Raw genomic sequence first — 17,859 nt, 5'->3', positions numbered from 1 at the left:
TCAGCCTCCCACCAGGGTCGCGACCGCCTGGCTCACCGCGGCACCGGAGGCCAGCAGCCCCACCACGGCACCGGCGTCCGTGAGCGCCGTACGCAGCCGGGCCAGCCGGCCGGGGCCCGCCGCACCGCTGTCCGCGATCTCCGCCTCGGTCTCGGCGAGTTCCCCGCTCAGCGCCGTGATCTGCGGGCTCTCCACCGCCCGGGACAGATCGTCGCGCAGCGCCCGGACGGCGCGCAGCAGCTCCTCCTGCGCCGGGTCCGCAGGGGCGGCCCCGCCCTCGTAATGGGTCACGGTGTTGTGGTCGCCGATGGCGAAGGCACCCCGGACACTGCCGATGTGGATGCCCTTGCCGCGCTCGTCAGCCGTTGCCACGCTTGGCACTTCCCTTCGTCTCGGCGCCGCGCCGGGTGGTGGAGTGGTGGGTGATCGTGTTGTGGTCGCCGATGCCGACGGCGCCCTGGGCGGACTCGACGTAGACGCCGCCCTCGGCGACATGCACGATCCGCTGCTCGAACTCCTCGGTCCGGTAGCCGGCCTCGTGCAGTGCCGTGGTCACCCCGGCCGCCACCCGCTGCTGAATGGTCTTCAGATAGCGGGCGACATCCATGTCCTGGAAGAGCGAGGACTCCCCGTAGGAGCCCAGCTCGCGCACGGAGGCGCCGGGCCCCTCGGGCAGCGCCGCGCCATGTCCCGCGGTGGCCAGCCGCCAGGCCGACAACAGGCCGCTGACCAGCGTGCCGAGGGCGTGTCCGACGGAACGGGGGGTGCGGGCCAGGGCCCACACCGTCTTGCCGAAGTGGTGGTGGTGACGGTACTGGTGGGCGATCCGGTCGGCGTCCTGGAAGAGCTGCCGCAGCGGCCACAGCACATGCGGCGCGACCTCCAGCATCAGCATCCCGCCCTGGGTGTGCACCCGGACGAAGAGCGTGGTGACGACGCCCTCGTTCCAGCCGCCGACCCGGATGCGCAGGAAGTGCCGGCGGGTCTCGCCGCCCTCCTCCACGGCCCGCACTCGGTGCTCCTCGAATGCCACCGGCGCGTACGGCGCCGCCTCCCGGCTCGGCAGCCCCTCGGCCGGCAGGAACACACACTCGTCGATCTCCATCGCGCGCAGCCGGTCGCGCACCGCGGCCGCCACCTCGGGCGAACCGTGCGGCGACGGCACCCGCAGCGCCGCCACCAGCGGCACGATCCGGGCCAGGATGGCGCTGTTGTCCAGCGGCTCGGCCTCCCGGTCCGCCCGGGGGTTCAGCTCCACCGACAGCGACCAGGTCTTGTACGGGTAGCCGGCGCCGCAGAACGGGTCGGCGGCCCGGTACATCACCAGCGGCCCGTGCTGCTCGATCCGCACCCGTTCCCGCAGCCGCCGGAAACGGTAGCCCTCGGACCGTTCGGCGGGGTCGGACATGACATCGGGGAAGCGTTCCCGGGACAGTTCGCGCGCCAGCACCCGGGCGAACTGCCCGCGTTGCAGACCGACCAGCACGGCCACGGCCAGCGGCAGCAGCAGCGCGACCCACACCGCGGACAGGAAGCCGCTCACTGCGCCGTACGGGGTGCCGAGGCCGGAGCCGTAGGAGCTGTATCCCGCCCCGTTGCCGTAGAACGAGCCGGACGCGTCGTCCGAAAACAGCGAGGAGAACGGCCATCCCACGCCCAGGATGCCGATCCCGGCGCCGAACACCGCCACCAGCAGCAGCGACAGAACGAAGAAGGCCAGCGTCAGCCGCCCGTACCAGCGCAGCACGAAGGAGAGGAAGCGGGCCGCCACCTGCGGGATCGGCGCCCGGCGGACCACGCGGCCCAGCGCCATGAGGATGACGGGGAAGAGGTAGAGCGCCGCGAGACCGGAGGTCAGCGGCAGGGCCACGATCCACAGCAGCAGGATCCCCGCCGCCCAGCCCAGTTGGAGCCGCCGGGCGCGCAGCGCGTGGGCGAGGACACGGGCGGCGTCGATGCCCAGGGAGGGCGCGGCGAACCGCTCCTCGTGGACGTACAGCTCGTCGATGACCGCGTCACGGAAGGTGTCGTCCATGTACGTCCCGGCACACAGCAGCCGGGTGGCCTCGCTGGCGCCCGGCGGGATCGGGGGGAGCTGCGCCGGGGGCGGGGAGCCGCCGGCCTCCTTCCGTAACCACTGCGGACCGCCCGGATCACCAGGCTGCGCAGGCACATCCGTCCGAGCCATCGGCTTCCCCCATCACCACACCAACGAGCCACCGCTGCGGGCCTGTTGGACAGACGGACTGCCGGTTCCGGCCGCGGCGGTACGGAAACCGCAGCATAGGGGAGCGGAGCGTTCCGTGTCAGCGCGATAACGCAAGGTCGCCAAGCGGGTCAGACGGCCGCAGGGAACTCCCCGCTCTTGAGCGCCGCGACGAAGGACGACCAGCCGCCCGTCGGGAAGACCAGCACGGGGCCGTGCGGGTCCTTGCTGTCACGAACGGGGACGGCGTCGGGGATACCGGGGGCTACTTCGATGCAGTTGCCGCCGTCGCGGTCGCTGTAGCTGCTCTTCATCCAGGTGAGCGCCACTTCGATGCAGTTGCCGCCGTTTGCGCCGCTGTAGCTGCTCTTGGTCCAGGTCACCACGCTGAGTTCGTGCCTGCCCATGCTGCTCGTACCCCTCCATCACGTCGCTGATCAAAGCGGCGGACTCGCGGGCTGACGGAGCGTCGGCCCTGAGCACATCATAGGTCTGACGATGGCTCGCACACACGGCCGGATCGTCGTTGAAATGCCCACGATCCAACGACTCCGAGTAGACCCAGCTGTGGCCGTCGGGCAGCGCGATCAGCGACAAGGAAGTGTCGGGGCGGTCAATATCAGGGCGGCCCGCGGGCGCGATCTGGATGCGGATGTTGGGCAGTTGGCCCACGGTCAGCAGATGTGCGCACTGGTCTCGCATCACATCCGGACTCCCCACCACATTACGCAGACAGCTCTCGTCCAGTACGGCCATGTACAGCGGGCCACCCACAGCAAGGAAGCGCCGTTGTCGGCTCATGCGGGCCCGGACGCGGTCCTCCACTTCGTCGACACTCGCGATTCGACGGGCAAACAGTGCGTACGCGTAGTCGGGCGTCTGAAGCAACCCCGGCATAGCGTGTACCTGGTACTCGTGCACAGCGAGGGCCTTGGCATCCATCTCAGCCCTGCGCTCGAACCAGTCCGGATGCTCGACCTCCGGATACCAGTCGATCCGCCCCCATAACCGCAGCAGCACTCCGCCCGTACTGAGCAAGCCGTCGCACTGCTTGGCGAACGTGTCCTGCGGGACGCGCGTGCCCGCCTCCACGCGGGCCACCTGCGAGCGGTCACACGGGATCTTGTTCGACAACTCCTCCTGCGTGAAGCCCGCCGCCTCCCGGAAGTGCCTCAAGACCTCCCCGAACACGGCGGCATTGGTGGCTGCCGGACCACTCGTGGCGTTGCGTCGTCGTCGGCTCACCGCATCCCCCTTGGTGCCAGATGGTGAGTGTCACGCGTCTGACGTTGCGACCCGCACTACGGGGCGCAACGCTGAACACACCCAACGTAACGGGTCGTTCGGCCGACCGCGCCGCCTTCTTGCGCAACCAACTTCTGGGAGTCATTGAGCATGAGTTACGACCGGGATGCCGTACCCGCGCACATGCCGGGGCTGCGCCTGCTGCCGTGGGAGAGCGAGGGCGGGAAGCCGTGCTTCTTGTCGGCGGACGGGGCCGGGAGTGTGCTGTCGCGGCTGGCCGATGAGATCGAGGCGGAGCAACTGTGTGACGGTGCCGATGTCCTCAAGGGCGCGGTGGCCGTACTGGACGACCGCAAGGCGGGGGAACATGCGCTGCGGCTGGCGCTGCGGGCGACCGCGCAGGCCTTCGGCAATGTGCTGCGCGTCGCCGACAGCCGGGGCGCGCGCCTGCCCGTGGCGGCGGACGGTGGCCACGAGGCCGACGAGAGGGAACTGCGGGCCGAGCCCTGCCCGATCGAACCCGCATGACCGAGCCCCACATGACCGAGCCCGCACGGCCGTTGCGGACCGTGCGGGCTCGTCGGTGCTGCGGTGCCGCCCGTGCGGGGCGGCCGCGGCGGTGGGTCAGCCGAGGAGGCCGAGACCGCGGACGGCCTCGCGCTCTTCCGCCAGCTCCTTCACGGACGCGTCGATGCGCTCGCGGGAGAAGTCGTTGATCTCCAGGCCCTGGACGATCTCGTACTTGCCGTCCTTGGTGGTGACGGGGAAGGAGGAGATCAGGCCCTCCGGGACGCCGTAGGAGCCGTCCGAGGGGATGCCCATCGAGGTCCAGTCGCCGGCGGCGGTGCCGTTGACCCAGGTGTGGACGTGGTCGATGGCGGCGTTGGCGGCGGAGGCGGCGGAGGACGCGCCACGGGCCTCGATGATCGCCGCACCGCGCTTGGCGACGGTCGGGATGAAGTCGTCGGCCAGCCACTTCTGGTCGCCCACGACCTCGGCGGCGTTCTTGCCGGCGACCTCGGCGTGGAAGATGTCGGGGTACTGGGTGGCGGAGTGGTTGCCCCAGATCGTGAGCTTGCGGAGCTCGGAGACCGGGGTGCCGGTCTTCTTCGAGAGCTGCGACAGCGCGCGGTTGTGGTCCAGACGGGTCATCGCGGTGAAGCGCTCGGCCGGTACGTCCGGCGCGGCGGCCTGGGCGATCAGGGCGTTGGTGTTGGCGGGGTTGCCGACGACCAGGACCTTGATGTCGTCCGCGGCGTGGTCGTTGATGGCCTTGCCCTGCGGCTTGAAGATGCCGCCGTTGGCCTCCAGGAGGTCGCCGCGCTCCATGCCCTTCGTACGGGGGCGGGCGCCGACGAGCAGCGCGACGTTCGCACCGTCGAAGGCCACGTTCGGGTCGTCCGAGATGTCGATGCCCTGAAGCAGCGGGAAGGCGCAGTCGTCCAGCTCCATGGCGGTGCCCTCGGCGGCCTTCAGACCCTGTGGGATCTCCAGGAGGCGCAGCTTGACCGGCACGTCCGCGCCGAGCAGATGACCGGAAGCGATGCGGAAGAGGAGTGCGTAACCGATCTGGCCGGCGGCGCCGGTGACGGTGACATTGACGGGAGTGCGGGTCATGGCGATCTCCTGCGCGGTGTTATTCCGGGGGGCAAGCCCCTGGACCACCATGGGTGGCGGTGGGTGTCCCTGCCCAGCTAGCGAGGTCTCTTGGTATCGAGAGACCCGGCCGTCAGGCTATCGGACCCCCGCCCGGCCCAGGCGACGGGCCGGTGTGGAACACCTCACCGGGTGTCCCGGGGCATCCGTACGGCCGTCCGTGCGCGCATCCCTGGTGCGGCAGGCGCTCCGCGCGGTTCCCGCAGGCGGAGGCGGCGGCCACCCGCTCAAGGAGGGGGGATACGGGCGGCCGCCGAGTTGTGCCACACCCGTGGGGGGATATCCGTCGCATGCCCGGGATCCCGGCGGGCATGCCCCCTGAATTTCGGCCAACCTCCGGAGGGCACAATCCCGGGGCGGATGGCGGGCCGGACGGCCCCCGCACCTCGCGGTTCGCCACCCGGCCAGGGGTGTTCGCTAGCGGGCCGCCTGGCTGGCCTGTCCCGTGGACGTGGCCGGAACCGGACGGGCACAGCTCTTCACCCCCGCCACGGTCGTATCGCAGGCCGCGACCTTCGCCGGGTCCCCGGTCACCTCGACCATGGGGGTGTAGGCATCGCCGTCCCGTTCGGCCTGCGCCGTGGCGCTGTGTCCGCCGGCGCTGATGGTGGCCTGGTCGCCCTGTGCCGCGCGGCTGATCCGCGCCCAGGCCGTATGGCAGACCTTGCTGTAGCGGACCTCGATCACCGCGCGGCCCGCCACGCCGCGGGACGGGGTGGTGGCATGCGGTCCGCCGCAGCCCATCTTCTCCGGGTCCTTGCCCACGCAGCCCGTCCCGGTGCAGTGCACCCCGGCCGGCAGCACCAGCTTCTCGCTCGGCGCGGCCGCGGGGGCAGCCGCCGCCTTCTTCTCCGGGCCGACGCCCGGGTTCAGCAGCAGTACGGCGGCGACGCCCACCAGCACCGCGCCGACCGCACCGACGGCGAACATGACCGGCCGGCCGCGGCGGGCACGCCGGTGTGCGCGGGCGGCGGGTGCGGCGGGAGCGGCAGGTGCCACAGCCGGAACCGGGGACGGCTCCGCCAGCGCCGGCCACTGGGGAAAGTCCGCGCTCGACGGGAGCTCGGTGCCCCGCGGCACCTGCGGCAACTGCGCCGTCCGGGGCGGCTCCGTGGCCTGAACCGGCTTCGCGTCCTTCGCATCCTTCGTGGCTTTTGCGGACTTCGCAGACTTCACGAGCTTTGGGGTCTTCGGGGCTTTCGCGGACGGCTTGTCCTCGGCCGGCTCCGTCTCGAACTCCCCCAGCGCGGCCCGCGCCTGCGCCACCCGTATCGCTTCCATGGTGACGTCCTGCCGCATCTCGGCCCGGCTCCAGGCCCGCTCGGCCAGCTCCCACAGCGTGGTGAGATGCGAGGGATGCGCGCCGGTCGTCTCGGCGAGCGCGACCACCGCGCGCAGTGGTGGCAGCAGCCGTCCGTTGAGATAACGCTCCCAGGACGTCTTGCTGTAGCCCGTACTGTCCGCGACGGCGGCCACACTCAGTCCGCTGCGGTCCACGAGCCTGCGCAGCTGACCGGTGAACTCCGCGACCTGCGGGTCGAGTTCCTCCGGCAGCGCCTTCCAGCGAGGCATTGCCTCCCCCTATCCCCCCGCACGTGCGACAGGGCGGCTCCCCCGGCCCGCCCTCCTTGCTCCCGCGGGAACGCCCCCGGCCAGGACGGCAGTTCCCTTCACGGGCCCACGGAGGCATACGGGCACAGGTCACCCACCCGCGCGCCCCGTGGCCCCGTCAGTGTCGCATTTCGACCGGAGTCTGTACGACTTCCGTACGTTTCCTGACAAGAACAGCCCACGCACTTCCCTCAGAGGCCTACTGTGAGAAACACTCCTCTGCCCCGTCGCCCTCCCCCCACGCAACGGCACTTCGAGGCGTTCCCCGCCCCGGCCGTCGCGGAGCCACCACCCCGGGCACAGCACAGCGGCGGCCCGCCTTCTCCCGGAGGAGAGGACGGGCCACCGTCACGAAGCGCTCAGCGCACGGAGAAGCTCAACGCACGGTGAAGCTCAACGCACGGTGAAGTGGACGATGTCGTCCAGGAACGGGATGTGGATCCACGGCTTGGGCTGGACCATCAGGGACAGCATCACGATCACGAAGCCGAGCACCCCGTACGTCGCCATGTCGGTGAAGCGGGAGCGCACGGCCAGCATCCCCACCGACGGCAGCGCCCACCGCAGCACCGCCCCGCCCAGCAGGGAGAGCCCGATCACCAAGGCTCCGATACGGAACGCGTCGAGCGCCACGAGCAGCAGCCCGACCGCCACCCCGCCCATGACCGTGAGCAGCGGCCACTGCCGGGCGGGCGCGGGGAAGCCGCCCGAGACGGCCCGCCCGCCGCCTTCGGGCCGGGCGGTGTCGCGGGTCAGCATCGGAAAGCGGCGCGAGGTGCGCTGCGGCTCGGAGGCCCCGTCCGAATGCGCTTCGGCTCCCATGGCTGGCAGTCCCTTCCGGTGTCCGGATCCGTCTGTCGAGGACAAGGGTCTCAGGTCCCGCCCGGTCAGCCGGCCGCGCGCTCGGCGGCCTCGACGACATTGACCAGCAGCTGGGCGCGGGTCATCGGACCGACGCCGCCGGGGTTGGGAGCGACCCAGCCGGCCACCTCGGCGACACCCGGGTGCACATCGCCGACGATCTTGCCCGCCTCATCACGGCTGACGCCGACGTCCAGGACCGCCGCACCGGGCTTGATGTCCTCGGGCTTGATGATGTGCGGCACACCGGCCGCGGCGACGACGATGTCGGCCTGCTTGAGGTGCGCGGACAGATCGCGGGTGCCGGTGTGGCACTGGGTCACCGTGGCGTTCTCGGACTTGCGGGTCAGCACCAGCGGCATCGGGCGGCCGATGGTGATCCCGCGGCCGACGACCACCACGTGCGCGCCCTTGATCTCGACGTCGTGCCGCCGCAGCAGCTGCACGATGCCGTACGGGGTGCACGGCAGCGGGCCCTCGATGCCGAGCACCAGCCGGCCCAGGCTCATCGGGTGCAGCCCGTCGGCGTCCTTGGCCGGATCCATCAGTTCCAGGACACGGTTGGCGTCGATGCCCTTGGGGAGCGGGAGTTGGACGATGTAGCCGGTGCAGGCCGGGTCCTCGTTCAGCTCCCGTACGACCGCCTCGATCTCTTCCTGGGTGGCGGTTTCCGGCAGTTCCCGCTGGATCGAGGCGATACCGACCTGGGCGCAGTCGCGGTGCTTGCCGTTGACGTACCAGCGGCTGCCCGGGTCGTCGCCCACCAGGAGGGTGCCCAGGCCGGGCTGCACTCCCTTGGCCTTCAGCGCCTCGACGCGGGTGGTGAGCTCGGACTTGATAGCGGCTGCGGTGGCCTTGCCATCCAGAATCTGGGCAGTCATGCCCCCATCCTCCCGGATGAGGGCGGTGACGTTCCAATCAGGGCGCGCGAAGCCTCCGTGGCCGGAATTGATCATTGCACTTGGACAACAGCTGGGGGCCTTGACTGGACAGAGTGAATGCGCAACTAGAACTATTGACGGGCAGTGCCGCAGGCTTCGTCCGGGGGGTGGCCAGTGAATCCTGTTTTTCCTCCGCGTCACGCCGCGTCGTGCAGCAGTCACACAACGGAGGAAAACAGCAGATGAGCTTCGGCGACCCGAACAACCCCTACGGCCAGCAGCCGCAGGCGCCGCAGGGCCCGTACGGCCAGCAGCCCCCGGTCCCGCCGCAGGGTCAGCCCGGCTACGGCTACCCCCAGCAGGCCCCGCAGCAGCAGGGTTACGGCTACCCCCAGCAGCAGGTTCCGCAGCAGCAGGGTTACGGCTACCCGCAGCAGCCGGCGGCCCCCTACGGCCAGCCCGGTATGCCGGGCATGGGCATGCCGACGGGTTACGCGAGCTGGGGCGCGCGCGTGGGCGCCGCCCTCCTCGACGGCCTGGTCATCGGCGTGGTTCCGGGCATTCTGTACGGCATTGCCTTCGCCGTGGCGGCGAGCTCCGCCTCCTCGACCTCGATCGACACGTCGAGCTGCGCGCCCGGCGACACCCAGTGCATCTCGAACGCCTACAGCTCGGCGTCCAGCAGCGCCATGCCGGTCTTCGCCCTCATCCTGATCACGCTGGCCGGCCTGGTCACGCTCGGCGCCGCCCTCTTCGTGTGCGCCAAGGAGGGCAAGACGGGCCAGACGCCGGGCAAGAAGGCGATGAACATCCGCCTGGTCAAGGAGACGACCGGCCAGCCGATCGGCTTCGGTATGGCCTTCGTGCGGAAGCTCTGCCACGCCGTGGACGGCCCGCTGTGCGGTCTCGGCTACTGGTGGCCGCTGTGGGACGAGAAGTCCCAGACGTTCGCCGACAAGATCGTCGGCACCGTGGTCGTCAAGACCCAGTAATCCGGTCAGTGGGCAGACCCTGAAGGGGCCTGCCCACTCTGCACCACTCCCCGAAGGCCCCCTCGCAACAGCGCGACCGGGGCCTTCGCGGCGCTGTAAGCCGGCGGGCCCCCGCCCCGCGGATCAGGACGGAACCCTCGTGGCTTACCGTCCCCTCCATCGCTTACTTCGCTGATATCCGCTCAAGACGCTTGAAGGACGCCGCTCGTGAGCTATCCCAACCAGAACCCTTACGGTCAGCAGCCGGGTCAGCAGCCCGGGTACGGCTACCCCCAGCAGCAGCCGCAGCAGATGCCGCAGTACGGCCCGTACCCGGGCGGCGGTGGGATGCCCGGTATGCAGATGCCCTACCCGACGGTGATGCCCGGCGGGGCCAAGGCCGCCCGGGTGATGCTGTTCGTGCTCTCCGGGCTGAACGTCATCGGCCTGATCCTCGCGGTGATGGGGCTCGGCGGCGTCAGCAAGGCCTCGCACAACGTCTCGCCGTACGCCCAGACCGAGGACGTCACGGCGATCAACATCGGCAAGGGTCTGCTGATCGCGGTGATCGTGCTCATCGTGATCTTCACCGCGGCCGCGATCACGCTGGCCCTCCAGTTCGCCAACGGCGGCAGCGGGGTCCGGGTCGGCACCATCGTCTTCGGTGTCGCCACCATCATGCTGAGCCTGTTCAGCTTCCCGATCGGCCTGGTCCACACGGTCCTGGGCATCCTGGTCGTGGTCTTCGTCTCCAAGGACGAGAGCAACCACTGGTTCAACAGGCCGCGTTACTGACCTCTTGCGGTACAGCGCGGCGAAGGGCCGCACCCCGGCCGGGGTGCGGCCCTTCGCGCTGGTGCCCGCGGCTCAGTGGAAGAAGTGCCGGGTCCCCGTGAAGTACATCGTCACGCCGGCCTTCTTGGCGGCCTCGACGACGAGCTCGTCACGGACCGAACCGCCCGGCTGGGCCACGGCCTTGACGCCGGCCTCGGCCAGCACCTCGAAGCCGTCGGGGAAGGGGAAGAAGGCGTCGGAGGCGGCGTAGGAGCCGCGCGCCCGCTCCTCGCCCGCACGCTGCACCGCCAGCTTCGCGGAGTCCACGCGGTTGACCTGGCCCATGCCGACGCCGACCGTGGCGCTGTCCTTGGCGAGCAGGATCGCGTTGGACTTCACGGCGCGGCAGGCCCGCCAGGCGAAGGCCAGCTCGGCCAGCTCCCCGTCGGACAGTGCGGCACCGCTGGCCAGCGTCCAGTTGGCCGGGTCGTCGCCCTCGGCCTGGAGCCGGTCGGTCTCCTGGAGCAGGGCGCCGCCGTCAACAGGCTTGACCTCTACGGGGTTCGACGGCGCGTCGGGGCAGCGCAGCACCCGGATGTTCTTCTTGCGGGCGAGGATCTCGACCGCACCGTCCTCGTAGCCGGGGGCCACGATGACCTCGGTGAAGATCTCGGCGACCTGCTCGGCCATCGCCACGGAGACCGGGCGGTTGACGGCGATGACGCCGCCGAACGCGGAGAGCGGGTCACAGGCGTGCGCCTTGCGGTGCGCCTCGGCGACCTCCGGTGCGACCGCGATACCGCAGGGGTTGGCGTGCTTGATGATCGCCACGCACGGCTCGGCGTGGTCGTACGCGGCCCGGCGCGCGGCGTCGGTGTCCGTGTAGTTGTTGTACGACATCTCCTTGCCGTGCAGCTGCTCGGCCTCCGCGAGCCCGCCGCTGCCGTCCACGTACAGCGCGGCGCCCTGGTGCGGGTTCTCGCCGTAGCGCAGGACGTTCTTGCGGGCGTAGGTGGCGCCGAGGAACTCGGGGAAGGCGGAGTCGTCCGCGGCCGCGTAGCCGTCGGCGAACCAGGAGGCGACGGCCACGTCGTAGGCCGCGGTGTGCTGGAAGGCCTCGGCGGCCAGCCGCTTGCGCCGGTCCAGTGCGAAGCCGCCGCCGGTGACGGCCTCCAGGACATCGCCGTAGCGGGCGGGGTTGACGACCACGGCCACCGACGGGTGGTTCTTGGCGGCGGCGCGGACCATCGACGGACCGCCGATGTCGATCTGCTCCACACACTCGTCGGGAGTGGCGCCGGAGGCGACGGTTTCCCGGAACGGGTAGAGGTTGACGATCACCAGGTCGAACGGCTCGACACCGAGATCGGCCAGCTGGCTGCGGTGGTCCTCCAGGCGGAGGTCGGCCAGGATGCCGGCATGCACCTTGGGGTGCAGGGTCTTGACCCGGCCGTCGAGGCACTCGGGGAAGCCCGTCAGCTCCTCGACCTTGGTGACCGGCACCCCGGCCGCGGCGATCTTCGCGGCCGTCGACCCGGTCGAGACGAGCTGGACGCCCGCCGCGTGCAGCCCCTGCGCCAGCTCCTCCAGCCCGGACTTGTCATAGACGCTGACCAGAGCGCGGCGGATGGGCCGCTGCGTACCTTCGGTGGCGGTCACGAGATACGTACCTTTCGTCCCTCAATGCGGTAGCCGTGCCGGGCCAGACGCCCCACGACCTCGACGAGCAGCGATCGCTCGACTTCCTTGATGCGCTCATGCAGCGCGGATTCATCGTCCTCATCCCGGACCTCGACCACGCCCTGGGCGATGATCGGGCCGGTGTCGACACCGTCGTCGACGAAGTGAACGGTGCATCCGGTGACCTTTGCGCCGTACGCGAGCGCATCACGCACGCCATGGGCACCGGGAAAACTCGGCAGCAGCGCCGGGTGGGTATTGACGGTCCGGCCGCCGAAGCGGGCGAGGAACTCCTTGCCCAGGATCTTCATGAAACCGGCCGAGACCACCAGATCGGGCTCGTACGCGGCGATCGCCTCGGTGAGCGCCGCATCCCAGTCCGAGCGGCTTTCATAGTCCTTGACCCGGCAGACGAACGTCGGGAGCCCCGCGGCCCCGGCGCGCTCCAGGCCCACGATGGCGTCCCGGTCCGCGCCGACGGCCACGATCTCGGCTCCGTACGCCTGCGGGCCCTCCTCCGCGATGGCGTCCAGCAGCGCCTGGAGGTTCGTACCGGAACCGGAGACGAGGACGACGATGCGGGCCGGGCGGCCGAGGGGGGTCTCCCCTGCTCGGTCCGAGGGACGAGCCTGGGGAAGGGAGGGCTGGGCGGGGGCTGGGGAGGAAGCCACGACGGGGCTCTTTTCCGATCTCGCGTGCTTTGTGTGGTCGTACAAGACTGCGGGTACCGCAGATCCGGGGAACCCTACGAAGGCGCCGACCGTCAGCAACGATACCGGCACACCGAGCGGCCCCCGCGGGACGGGGGCGGGCACGGGAGGTAGCGTCAGGCGTAAGACTGCATGCAGTTCGTGGTAACCGGGCGCCGGTCGCGAGGCCCGCGTACGGACGAGACAAGGGGAAGACACACTCCAGATGACGGACCGACGCCGCCGCGCGGCCCTCCTGCTCCCTCCCCCAGCTACCGCTGGGTGGTTCCCCCAGCCCGCCACCGCCCCCGGGGTGGTGCTGCTGCCGCGTGAGCGCAAGTCGTCGTCCTCGTCCCCGGAGCCCGACGCCCCGGATTCCCCGGCCTCCCCGGACTCCGACCGGGACAACCCCTTCGCCCCGCCGCCGCCCGACGCCCCCGACCAGGAGTGGCGCCCGCGCCACCGCGCCCACACCCCGGGCCAGGGCCACGACGGCGAGGAGGAGCCCCCGCAGGACGAGCAGACACCGAGCTGGGGCAACCAGTGGAGCCCCCGGCAGCCGGGCCGGCAGAGCGGCGGATTCGGCACCCGGCCGGGCGGCCGCAACGGCCAGCAGAACGGCGGCCCGGGTGGTTCCGGCAACCCCGGCGGGCTGCGCTGGGACCCCACCGACCCGTCCCAGCGGCGGGCACGCTACGCACTCCTCGCCGGTCTGTGGTCGTTCTTCTCCGTGCTGTTCAGCCTCCCGGAGGTCGCCCTGCTGCTGGGCGTGCTGGCGATCTACTGGGGCATCAGCTCGCTGCGCGCCAAGCCGAACCCCGCGAAGGCCTCCGCCGCGGCCATCACCGCCGCCATGGAGGGCCGCCCCGCCCCCACCGACCGGCCCGCCCCGGAAGGGCAGCCCGGCGCCCCGGCCTCGCCCGGCACCGGCACCGGCACCGGCACGACCCGGCCGCAGGTCACCGCGGCGATCTCGGGGCTGGTGATCGCGTCGCTGGCGCTGATGATGGTGGCCGCGACCTTCACCGTGCAGATCGTCTACCGCGACTACTTCACCTGCGTGAACGACGCCCTGACCCAGTCGTCCGGCAAGTCCTGCGAAAAGCTGCTGCCGAAGGAGCTGCGGCCGCTGCTGGGCACACAGCAGGAGGGCTGAGCACACGGCAGTAGGCGGCGTGAGGGCACCGGGGCGGTGGTGACCGGTGTCAGCTGTCCGAGGTGGCAGAGGTGACGGCCGGTTCCGCGGCGGCGAGGGCGCCGGGGCCGGGGTGAGGGCCGCGGTCGGGATCGGCACCGGGCTCGGGACCGGCGTCGGGATCGGGGGCAGTCGGCGTGGTGGTGGTATCGGGGCGGGTGTCTTCGGTGCCGCTCCGGTCGGCTCCGTCCGCCGCACCGTCCGCCGCACCGTTCGTAGCGCCTCCGCTCTTGGCGCCGCCGCCGGTTTCCGCGCCGACCAGGCCCTTCGTACGGCCCGCGCCCTTCTTGACGCTGCTGCCCTTCGTACGGCCCTCCGCCTTTGCGCGGCCCTCACCCTTCGTACGGTCCTCTCCGCCCGTATCGCTGCCCTTCGTACCGCCCGGCTCCCCCTGGCTCTCCTGGCACTGCTGACTTTCCTGGCACTGCCGCCCCTCCTGGCCCTGCTGACCGGCCCCGTCCGCCAAGCGCCCGGCGCGCAGACGCCAGGCCCGTAGGGCGAGCGCGCCCGGGACGCCGGTCAGGGCGGTCCAGGCCGCTGCCGCGAGGCCCGTACGCCACCAGCTCGGGCCGAACGAGGCGAGCGCGCCGGTGCCCAGTGCGCCACCCGCCAGGCCCGCGAGCGCCGCCATGACAACGCCGCAGAGGCCGGCGGCCAGGGCTGCCACGCATGTGGTCGTCCACCAGGACCAGGGTCCGCCGGGGGCCGCCGCGTTACGGGCCACGGAGCGGACCACCGAGCGGGCCAGCAGGACCCCCGCCACCACGGGCACCACGGCAACTGCCCAGGTCAGCGGGTTGCCCGGCCCGGCGTCCGGCAGCCCGCTGAGCAGCGGAAGCTGTGGCAGCACGGGAGAGGTCACGGTCCCCAGCGGGCCGACCGTGCTGCCGGCGCCGACCGTGAAGCCCGGCCCCAGGCCGTATGCGGCACCCCAGACGGCCGCGTTCGGGAGCAGGAAGAGGCACAGCAGCAGCACCGTGGCGCGGCTCGCCCAGTCGGGCGCCAGGTGCAGCAGGTCCAGGCGTACCCGGTCCGCGTGCAGGCCCAGGGAGAGCAGGGTGAGCAGGGCGCCGGCGGCGAGCAGGGCACCGAGGGCGCTGCCTGCGGCGCGGTGCGCGGCGGCGGACCGGGAGCCGCCGAGGAGGGTCCGCAGACCGCGCGGCACTTTGGCCCCGGCCCGCAGAACGCGGGCGGGCAGCAGCGCGGTGCCCGGCTGCCCGAGCAGGCACCAGGCCGTGCCGGCGAGAGTGGCGGCCGCGGTGGCCGGTACGGCGGCCAGCACGCTGAGGGGCTCGGCACTCATCCGCCCGGTGCAGGCGTAGATCAGCGCACCGGCCGCGATCAGCAGATAGCCGCTGAGCAGCGCACCGAGCAGGGTGCGCGGCGTGACCGTCCGGGTGGTGTCCGCATCGCCGCCGTCCGCGCCGGGTCCAAGGTGGCCGTCGGCCGCGGTCGCCAGGGTGTGGCGGGCGGCCCGGTGGAGCAGCCAGACCGGGAGGACGGCGAGCAGCAGCGGGGTCATGGCGACCGGGGCCGCGGCACCGGAGTGGCCCGTGGTGCGTACGAGGTCACCGCCGTGCGCCATCAGCCACAGGTCGGCGGCGAGATGCAGCGCCCGGGACGGGCCGCTGTCGGGGGCGGGCGAGGCGACCCAGAGCAGCAGCACGGCGACCGCCAGCGCGCCGAGGCCGAGACCGGCGGCCGTCACACCGCCGAGGAAGGCCGCGCCGATCGCAGAGGAGCGCTGCGCGGCGGCTCGGCCGTGCGAGGACAACGTAGGGCCACGATCGGTCAACTGGCTCACGCGGACATGCTGCCAACAAGAGACCTTTCATCCCTGTACTGGTGAAATGCCCGACGTGTCGCAGTGCATCCAGTGATGCCGGTTTTCACACTGCTCTGTATGACCCAGTGCGAGCAGGCCGCCAGTGCCTTCGACGATCTCCACGCCCGGCACGCAGCGGCGCTGACGCAGCAGACGTATCTGCTCACCGGGCGGCCGCGGCTCGCGCGGCGGGCCGTGGAGCAGGGATTCCGGCTGGCCTGGCAGCGATGGCCGCAGGTCGCGGTGGACCCGGATCCGGCGGGGTGGGTGCGGGCGGCCGCGTACGAGTACGCGCTGACGCCGTGGCACCGGCTGTGCCCCGGGCTGCGGCCCGCCCGTAAGCCGAGGCACTGTCAGGAGCGCGAGCACTCGGACCGTGCACTGCTGGAGTCGCTGCTGAGCCTGCCCGCCCCGTACCGGCGGGCGCTCCTGCTGCACGACGGGCTCGGGATGGGCCTCTACGAGACCGCGGCGGAGATCGAGGCGAGCACACCGGCCGCGGCCGGGCGGCTGACGCATGCGCGCGAGCACATCGCCGAGCGGCTGCCGGAGCTGGGGCTCGGCGGGCAGCCGCCGGTCGGGCAGGGCGAGATCCTGCGGGCCCGGCTCACCGGGCTGGCGGCCGCACAGCCGGTGACTCCCGCCGCCGCGCAGTGCGTACGGAGCGGCAGCGAACGCAGCGACCTGCGGACCACACTTGCGGCCGTCGGGCTGACCGGACTCTTCGCGCTGGCGACACTGGTGATGATGATCGCGACGCCGGACCACTACACGCCGTCGCCCGACAAGCCCCTGGCGACCGCGCCGCACACCCGCCTCTCACCGGCCCCGCGCCATGGCGCGGACATCAGGAAGCAAGGAAACGCGGCCGTACGGAAGCGGCTCCGGCAGGCCCGGCTGACCCCCGACGTCCGCTAGGGCGTGTGCGACGGCAAGCAGCTGCATGTTTCCCAACTAGGCGGCCGCGCCTGGTTCTTCGGGTTCTCCTTGGAGCCCTTCCCCTCATCACACCCGTGTTAGCCGGACGTTAGCGGAGCGGCAGCCTCGCGACAGTGGCCCAGACCAGAGTGGGTGACGTACCGAAGAGCCAACGACACCATCTGCCCCGGGGGACCCCACATGAGCGCCACCACCACCCGCACCGTTCGTCGCCGCACCCTGCGCCTTGCCGCCGCGGCCCTGACCGCAGCAGCCGGCCTCACCCTGACGGCCTGCTCCGGCTCGGACGCCGCCGGCGCGAAGCCCGCGGACCGCGCGGACACGGGTGTGGCCGCCGATGCGGGCTCCTCCGGGGCCGGCGGCGCGGGCTCCTCCGCCGGGGCGCAGGGCTCCGATGCCCAGGCGAGCTCCGGCGCCAAGGCCGATGCCAAGGCCGACGCCAAGGCGGGCGCTGCGACCAAGCAGCCGGGCAGCGCACAGGGCGCCGGTGGTGGGTCGGGCTCGGGCGCCCAGCGCTGCCACACCTCCGGCCTGAAGGCGTCGTTCGCCACGGGCGGCGATGCCGCCCCGGACCCGGACGCGGACGGCGGGACGACCACCAGCATCGTGCTGACCAACAAGGGCAGCAGCACCTGCAAGATCGGCGGCTTCCCGGGTGTGGACCTCAAGTCCGAGAACGGCGGCGAGCGCTGGTCGCTGGCCCGCTCGTCGAAGAAGTTCAGCTCGATCACCCTGAAGCCCGGCGACAGCACCGACTTCACGCTCAACCTCGCCATGACCAAGGAAGACAAGGGCTTCTACCAGCCCGCCTTCGCGGAGGTCACCCCGCCCAACGAGACCACCGCGCTGACCGTGGAATGGCCCTGGGGCACGCTCGTCGACCAGCGGGGCGCCACGCACCCGGGCACCTTCGTCAACCCCATCGGCTGACCACCCCCGCACTGCCCCGGCCCCGCGCCGACAACACCTTCTGAGCCGGACCGGCCCAGAACGCGAAAGACACACAAGACGCGAAAGACGGACAAGGAGACAACTATGAAGTCGTGGCGTACTCGTATCGGTGTCGGTCTCGCGGTCGGTGCCGCGGCGGTCGCCGTTCCGCTGTCCGCCACCAGCGCCTTCGCCGCCCCGCCCCCCGGCGACGGCTGGGTTCCCGTCGGTGCCGAGAGGTACCCCTCGAAGGCGGAGTGCGAAGCGTCGGAACTCCCGAATGCCCAGGCGAACGGATACCACGAGGTGTGGTGCGACGACAGCAAGGAGATCATGCCGATCTTCAACCGCTGACCGGTCTCCGCTCGGCGGGGACGCGTCCCGCTGACGTGGCGC

Annotated in this window: 17 protein-coding genes and 1 pseudogene; 7 read left to right on the top strand and 11 right to left on the bottom strand. The window is 71.6% G+C overall.

Going from position 1 to position 17,859, the window contains the following annotated elements; genetic code table 11:
• The 4 genes and pseudogenes from IF67_RS0100480 to IF67_RS0100470 form a co-directional block, all read right to left on the bottom strand.
• The gene (locus tag IF67_RS0100480) at positions 1-372 is read right to left on the bottom strand and encodes a hypothetical protein (RefSeq protein WP_030981166.1); all 372 of its coding nucleotides are present in this window, start codon (positions 370-372) and stop codon (positions 1-3) included.
• The gene (locus IF67_RS0100475) at positions 359-2,188 is read right to left on the bottom strand and encodes a hypothetical protein (RefSeq protein ID WP_037838573.1); all 1,830 of its coding nucleotides are present in this window, start codon (positions 2,186-2,188) and stop codon (positions 359-361) included. Before IF67_RS0100475 ends, IF67_RS0100480 begins: the two co-directional genes overlap by 14 nt.
• A gap of 149 nt (positions 2,189-2,337) precedes the next feature.
• A complete protein-coding gene (locus IF67_RS40985; RefSeq protein ID WP_234340938.1) occupies positions 2,338-2,613 on the bottom strand; it encodes a DUF397 domain-containing protein in 276 nt (91 codons plus the stop codon).
• A gap of 37 nt (positions 2,614-2,650) precedes the next feature.
• Positions 2,651-3,397 (bottom strand): annotated as a pseudogene (locus IF67_RS0100470) (helix-turn-helix domain-containing protein); the annotation flags it as partial.
• 204 nt (positions 3,398-3,601) lie between these two features.
• Here IF67_RS0100470 and IF67_RS0100465 point away from each other — a divergent pair.
• A complete protein-coding gene (locus tag IF67_RS0100465) occupies positions 3,602-3,979 on the top strand; it encodes a hypothetical protein (RefSeq protein ID WP_030981163.1) in 378 nt (125 codons plus the stop codon).
• Positions 3,980-4,075: 96 nt separating this feature from the next.
• Here IF67_RS0100465 and IF67_RS0100460 read toward each other — a convergent pair whose 3' ends face one another.
• From IF67_RS0100460 to IF67_RS0100445, 4 genes are all read right to left on the bottom strand, one after another.
• The gene (locus IF67_RS0100460; protein WP_030981162.1) at positions 4,076-5,068 is read right to left on the bottom strand and encodes a malate dehydrogenase; all 993 of its coding nucleotides are present in this window, start codon (positions 5,066-5,068) and stop codon (positions 4,076-4,078) included.
• Positions 5,069-5,524: 456 nt separating this feature from the next.
• Positions 5,525-6,679: a helix-turn-helix domain-containing protein gene (locus IF67_RS0100455; RefSeq protein WP_030981161.1), complete on the bottom strand. Its 1,155-nt coding sequence runs from the start codon at positions 6,677-6,679 to the stop codon at positions 5,525-5,527.
• 432 nt (positions 6,680-7,111) lie between these two features.
• Positions 7,112-7,540 (bottom strand): DUF3017 domain-containing protein, encoded by a 429-nt coding sequence (locus IF67_RS0100450; RefSeq protein ID WP_030981160.1) that lies wholly within the window; start codon positions 7,538-7,540, stop codon positions 7,112-7,114.
• 65 nt (positions 7,541-7,605) lie between these two features.
• Entirely contained in the window at positions 7,606-8,460 is an 855-nt protein-coding gene (locus IF67_RS0100445; protein WP_030082875.1) for a bifunctional methylenetetrahydrofolate dehydrogenase/methenyltetrahydrofolate cyclohydrolase, read from the bottom strand.
• Positions 8,461-8,702: 242 nt separating this feature from the next.
• On the opposite strand from IF67_RS0100445, the gene IF67_RS0100440 reads away from it, so the two are divergent.
• Both IF67_RS0100440 and IF67_RS0100435 read left to right on the top strand, forming a co-directional pair.
• Positions 8,703-9,452 carry an RDD family protein gene (locus IF67_RS0100440; protein ID WP_030981159.1) on the top strand — a complete coding sequence of 250 codons (750 nt, stop codon included), beginning with the start codon at positions 8,703-8,705 and terminating at the stop codon, positions 9,450-9,452.
• A gap of 207 nt (positions 9,453-9,659) precedes the next feature.
• The gene (locus IF67_RS0100435) at positions 9,660-10,226 is read left to right on the top strand and encodes a hypothetical protein (RefSeq protein ID WP_030981158.1); all 567 of its coding nucleotides are present in this window, start codon (positions 9,660-9,662) and stop codon (positions 10,224-10,226) included.
• Positions 10,227-10,298: 72 nt separating this feature from the next.
• Here the strand turns inward: IF67_RS0100435 and purH are convergent, their stop codons facing one another.
• Both purH and purN read right to left on the bottom strand, forming a co-directional pair.
• Positions 10,299-11,864, bottom strand: a complete 1,566-nt coding sequence (gene purH / locus IF67_RS0100430; RefSeq protein WP_030981157.1) for a bifunctional phosphoribosylaminoimidazolecarboxamide formyltransferase/IMP cyclohydrolase — start codon at positions 11,862-11,864, stop codon at positions 10,299-10,301.
• Positions 11,861-12,556 carry a phosphoribosylglycinamide formyltransferase gene (gene purN / locus IF67_RS0100425; protein ID WP_030981156.1) on the bottom strand — a complete coding sequence of 232 codons (696 nt, stop codon included), beginning with the start codon at positions 12,554-12,556 and terminating at the stop codon, positions 11,861-11,863. Before purN ends, purH begins: the two co-directional genes overlap by 4 nt.
• Positions 12,557-12,800: 244 nt before the next feature.
• Here purN and IF67_RS0100420 point away from each other — a divergent pair, with 244 nt between their 5' ends.
• The gene (locus IF67_RS0100420) at positions 12,801-13,730 is read left to right on the top strand and encodes a hypothetical protein (RefSeq protein WP_037838571.1); all 930 of its coding nucleotides are present in this window, start codon (positions 12,801-12,803) and stop codon (positions 13,728-13,730) included.
• A 49-nt stretch (positions 13,731-13,779) separates the two neighbouring features.
• Here IF67_RS0100420 and IF67_RS0100415 read toward each other — a convergent pair whose 3' ends face one another.
• Positions 13,780-15,573 (bottom strand): DUF6350 family protein, encoded by a 1,794-nt coding sequence (locus tag IF67_RS0100415; protein ID WP_234340937.1) that lies wholly within the window; start codon positions 15,571-15,573, stop codon positions 13,780-13,782.
• Between the two features lie 99 nt (positions 15,574-15,672).
• On the opposite strand from IF67_RS0100415, the gene IF67_RS0100410 reads away from it, so the two are divergent.
• The 3 genes from IF67_RS0100410 (at position 15,673) to IF67_RS0100400 (ending at position 17,817) form a co-directional block, all read left to right on the top strand.
• Positions 15,673-16,512 (top strand): RNA polymerase sigma factor, encoded by an 840-nt coding sequence (locus IF67_RS0100410; protein WP_234340936.1) that lies wholly within the window; start codon positions 15,673-15,675, stop codon positions 16,510-16,512.
• Positions 16,513-16,713: 201 nt separating this feature from the next.
• Positions 16,714-17,463, top strand: a complete 750-nt coding sequence (locus IF67_RS0100405; RefSeq protein ID WP_030981152.1) for a DUF4232 domain-containing protein — start codon at positions 16,714-16,716, stop codon at positions 17,461-17,463.
• A gap of 105 nt (positions 17,464-17,568) precedes the next feature.
• On the top strand, positions 17,569-17,817 hold the full coding sequence (locus IF67_RS0100400; RefSeq protein ID WP_030981151.1) for a hypothetical protein: 249 nt from the start codon (positions 17,569-17,571) through the stop codon (positions 17,815-17,817).
• Positions 17,818-17,859 lie beyond the last annotated feature (42 nt).

Source organism: Streptomyces sp. NRRL S-1813, from assembly GCF_000719605.1.
Taxonomy (GTDB): Bacteria; Actinomycetota; Actinomycetes; order Streptomycetales; family Streptomycetaceae; genus Streptomyces; species Streptomyces decoyicus.
Note: the sequence above shows the minus strand (reverse complement) of the source record. Positions and strands in the feature narration are given on the sequence as shown.

Coding starts and splice junctions, on each gene's coding strand:
- IF67_RS0100475 (WP_037838573.1), bottom strand. CDS start 2,188: ATGGCTCGGACGGATGTGCCTGCGCAGCCTGGTGATCCGGGCGGTCCG.
- IF67_RS40985 (WP_234340938.1), bottom strand. CDS start 2,613: ATGGGCAGGCACGAACTCAGCGTGGTGACCTGGACCAAGAGCAGCTAC.
- IF67_RS0100465 (WP_030981163.1), top strand. CDS start 3,602: ATGAGTTACGACCGGGATGCCGTACCCGCGCACATGCCGGGGCTGCGC.
- IF67_RS0100460 (WP_030981162.1), bottom strand. CDS start 5,068: ATGACCCGCACTCCCGTCAATGTCACCGTCACCGGCGCCGCCGGCCAG.
- IF67_RS0100455 (WP_030981161.1), bottom strand. CDS start 6,679: ATGCCTCGCTGGAAGGCGCTGCCGGAGGAACTCGACCCGCAGGTCGCG.
- IF67_RS0100450 (WP_030981160.1), bottom strand. CDS start 7,540: ATGGGAGCCGAAGCGCATTCGGACGGGGCCTCCGAGCCGCAGCGCACC.
- IF67_RS0100445 (WP_030082875.1), bottom strand. CDS start 8,460: ATGACTGCCCAGATTCTGGATGGCAAGGCCACCGCAGCCGCTATCAAG.
- IF67_RS0100440 (WP_030981159.1), top strand. CDS start 8,703: ATGAGCTTCGGCGACCCGAACAACCCCTACGGCCAGCAGCCGCAGGCG.
- IF67_RS0100420 (WP_037838571.1), top strand. CDS start 12,801: ATGACGGACCGACGCCGCCGCGCGGCCCTCCTGCTCCCTCCCCCAGCT.
- IF67_RS0100410 (WP_234340936.1), top strand. CDS start 15,673: ATGACCCAGTGCGAGCAGGCCGCCAGTGCCTTCGACGATCTCCACGCC.
- IF67_RS0100405 (WP_030981152.1), top strand. CDS start 16,714: ATGAGCGCCACCACCACCCGCACCGTTCGTCGCCGCACCCTGCGCCTT.
- IF67_RS0100400 (WP_030981151.1), top strand. CDS start 17,569: ATGAAGTCGTGGCGTACTCGTATCGGTGTCGGTCTCGCGGTCGGTGCC.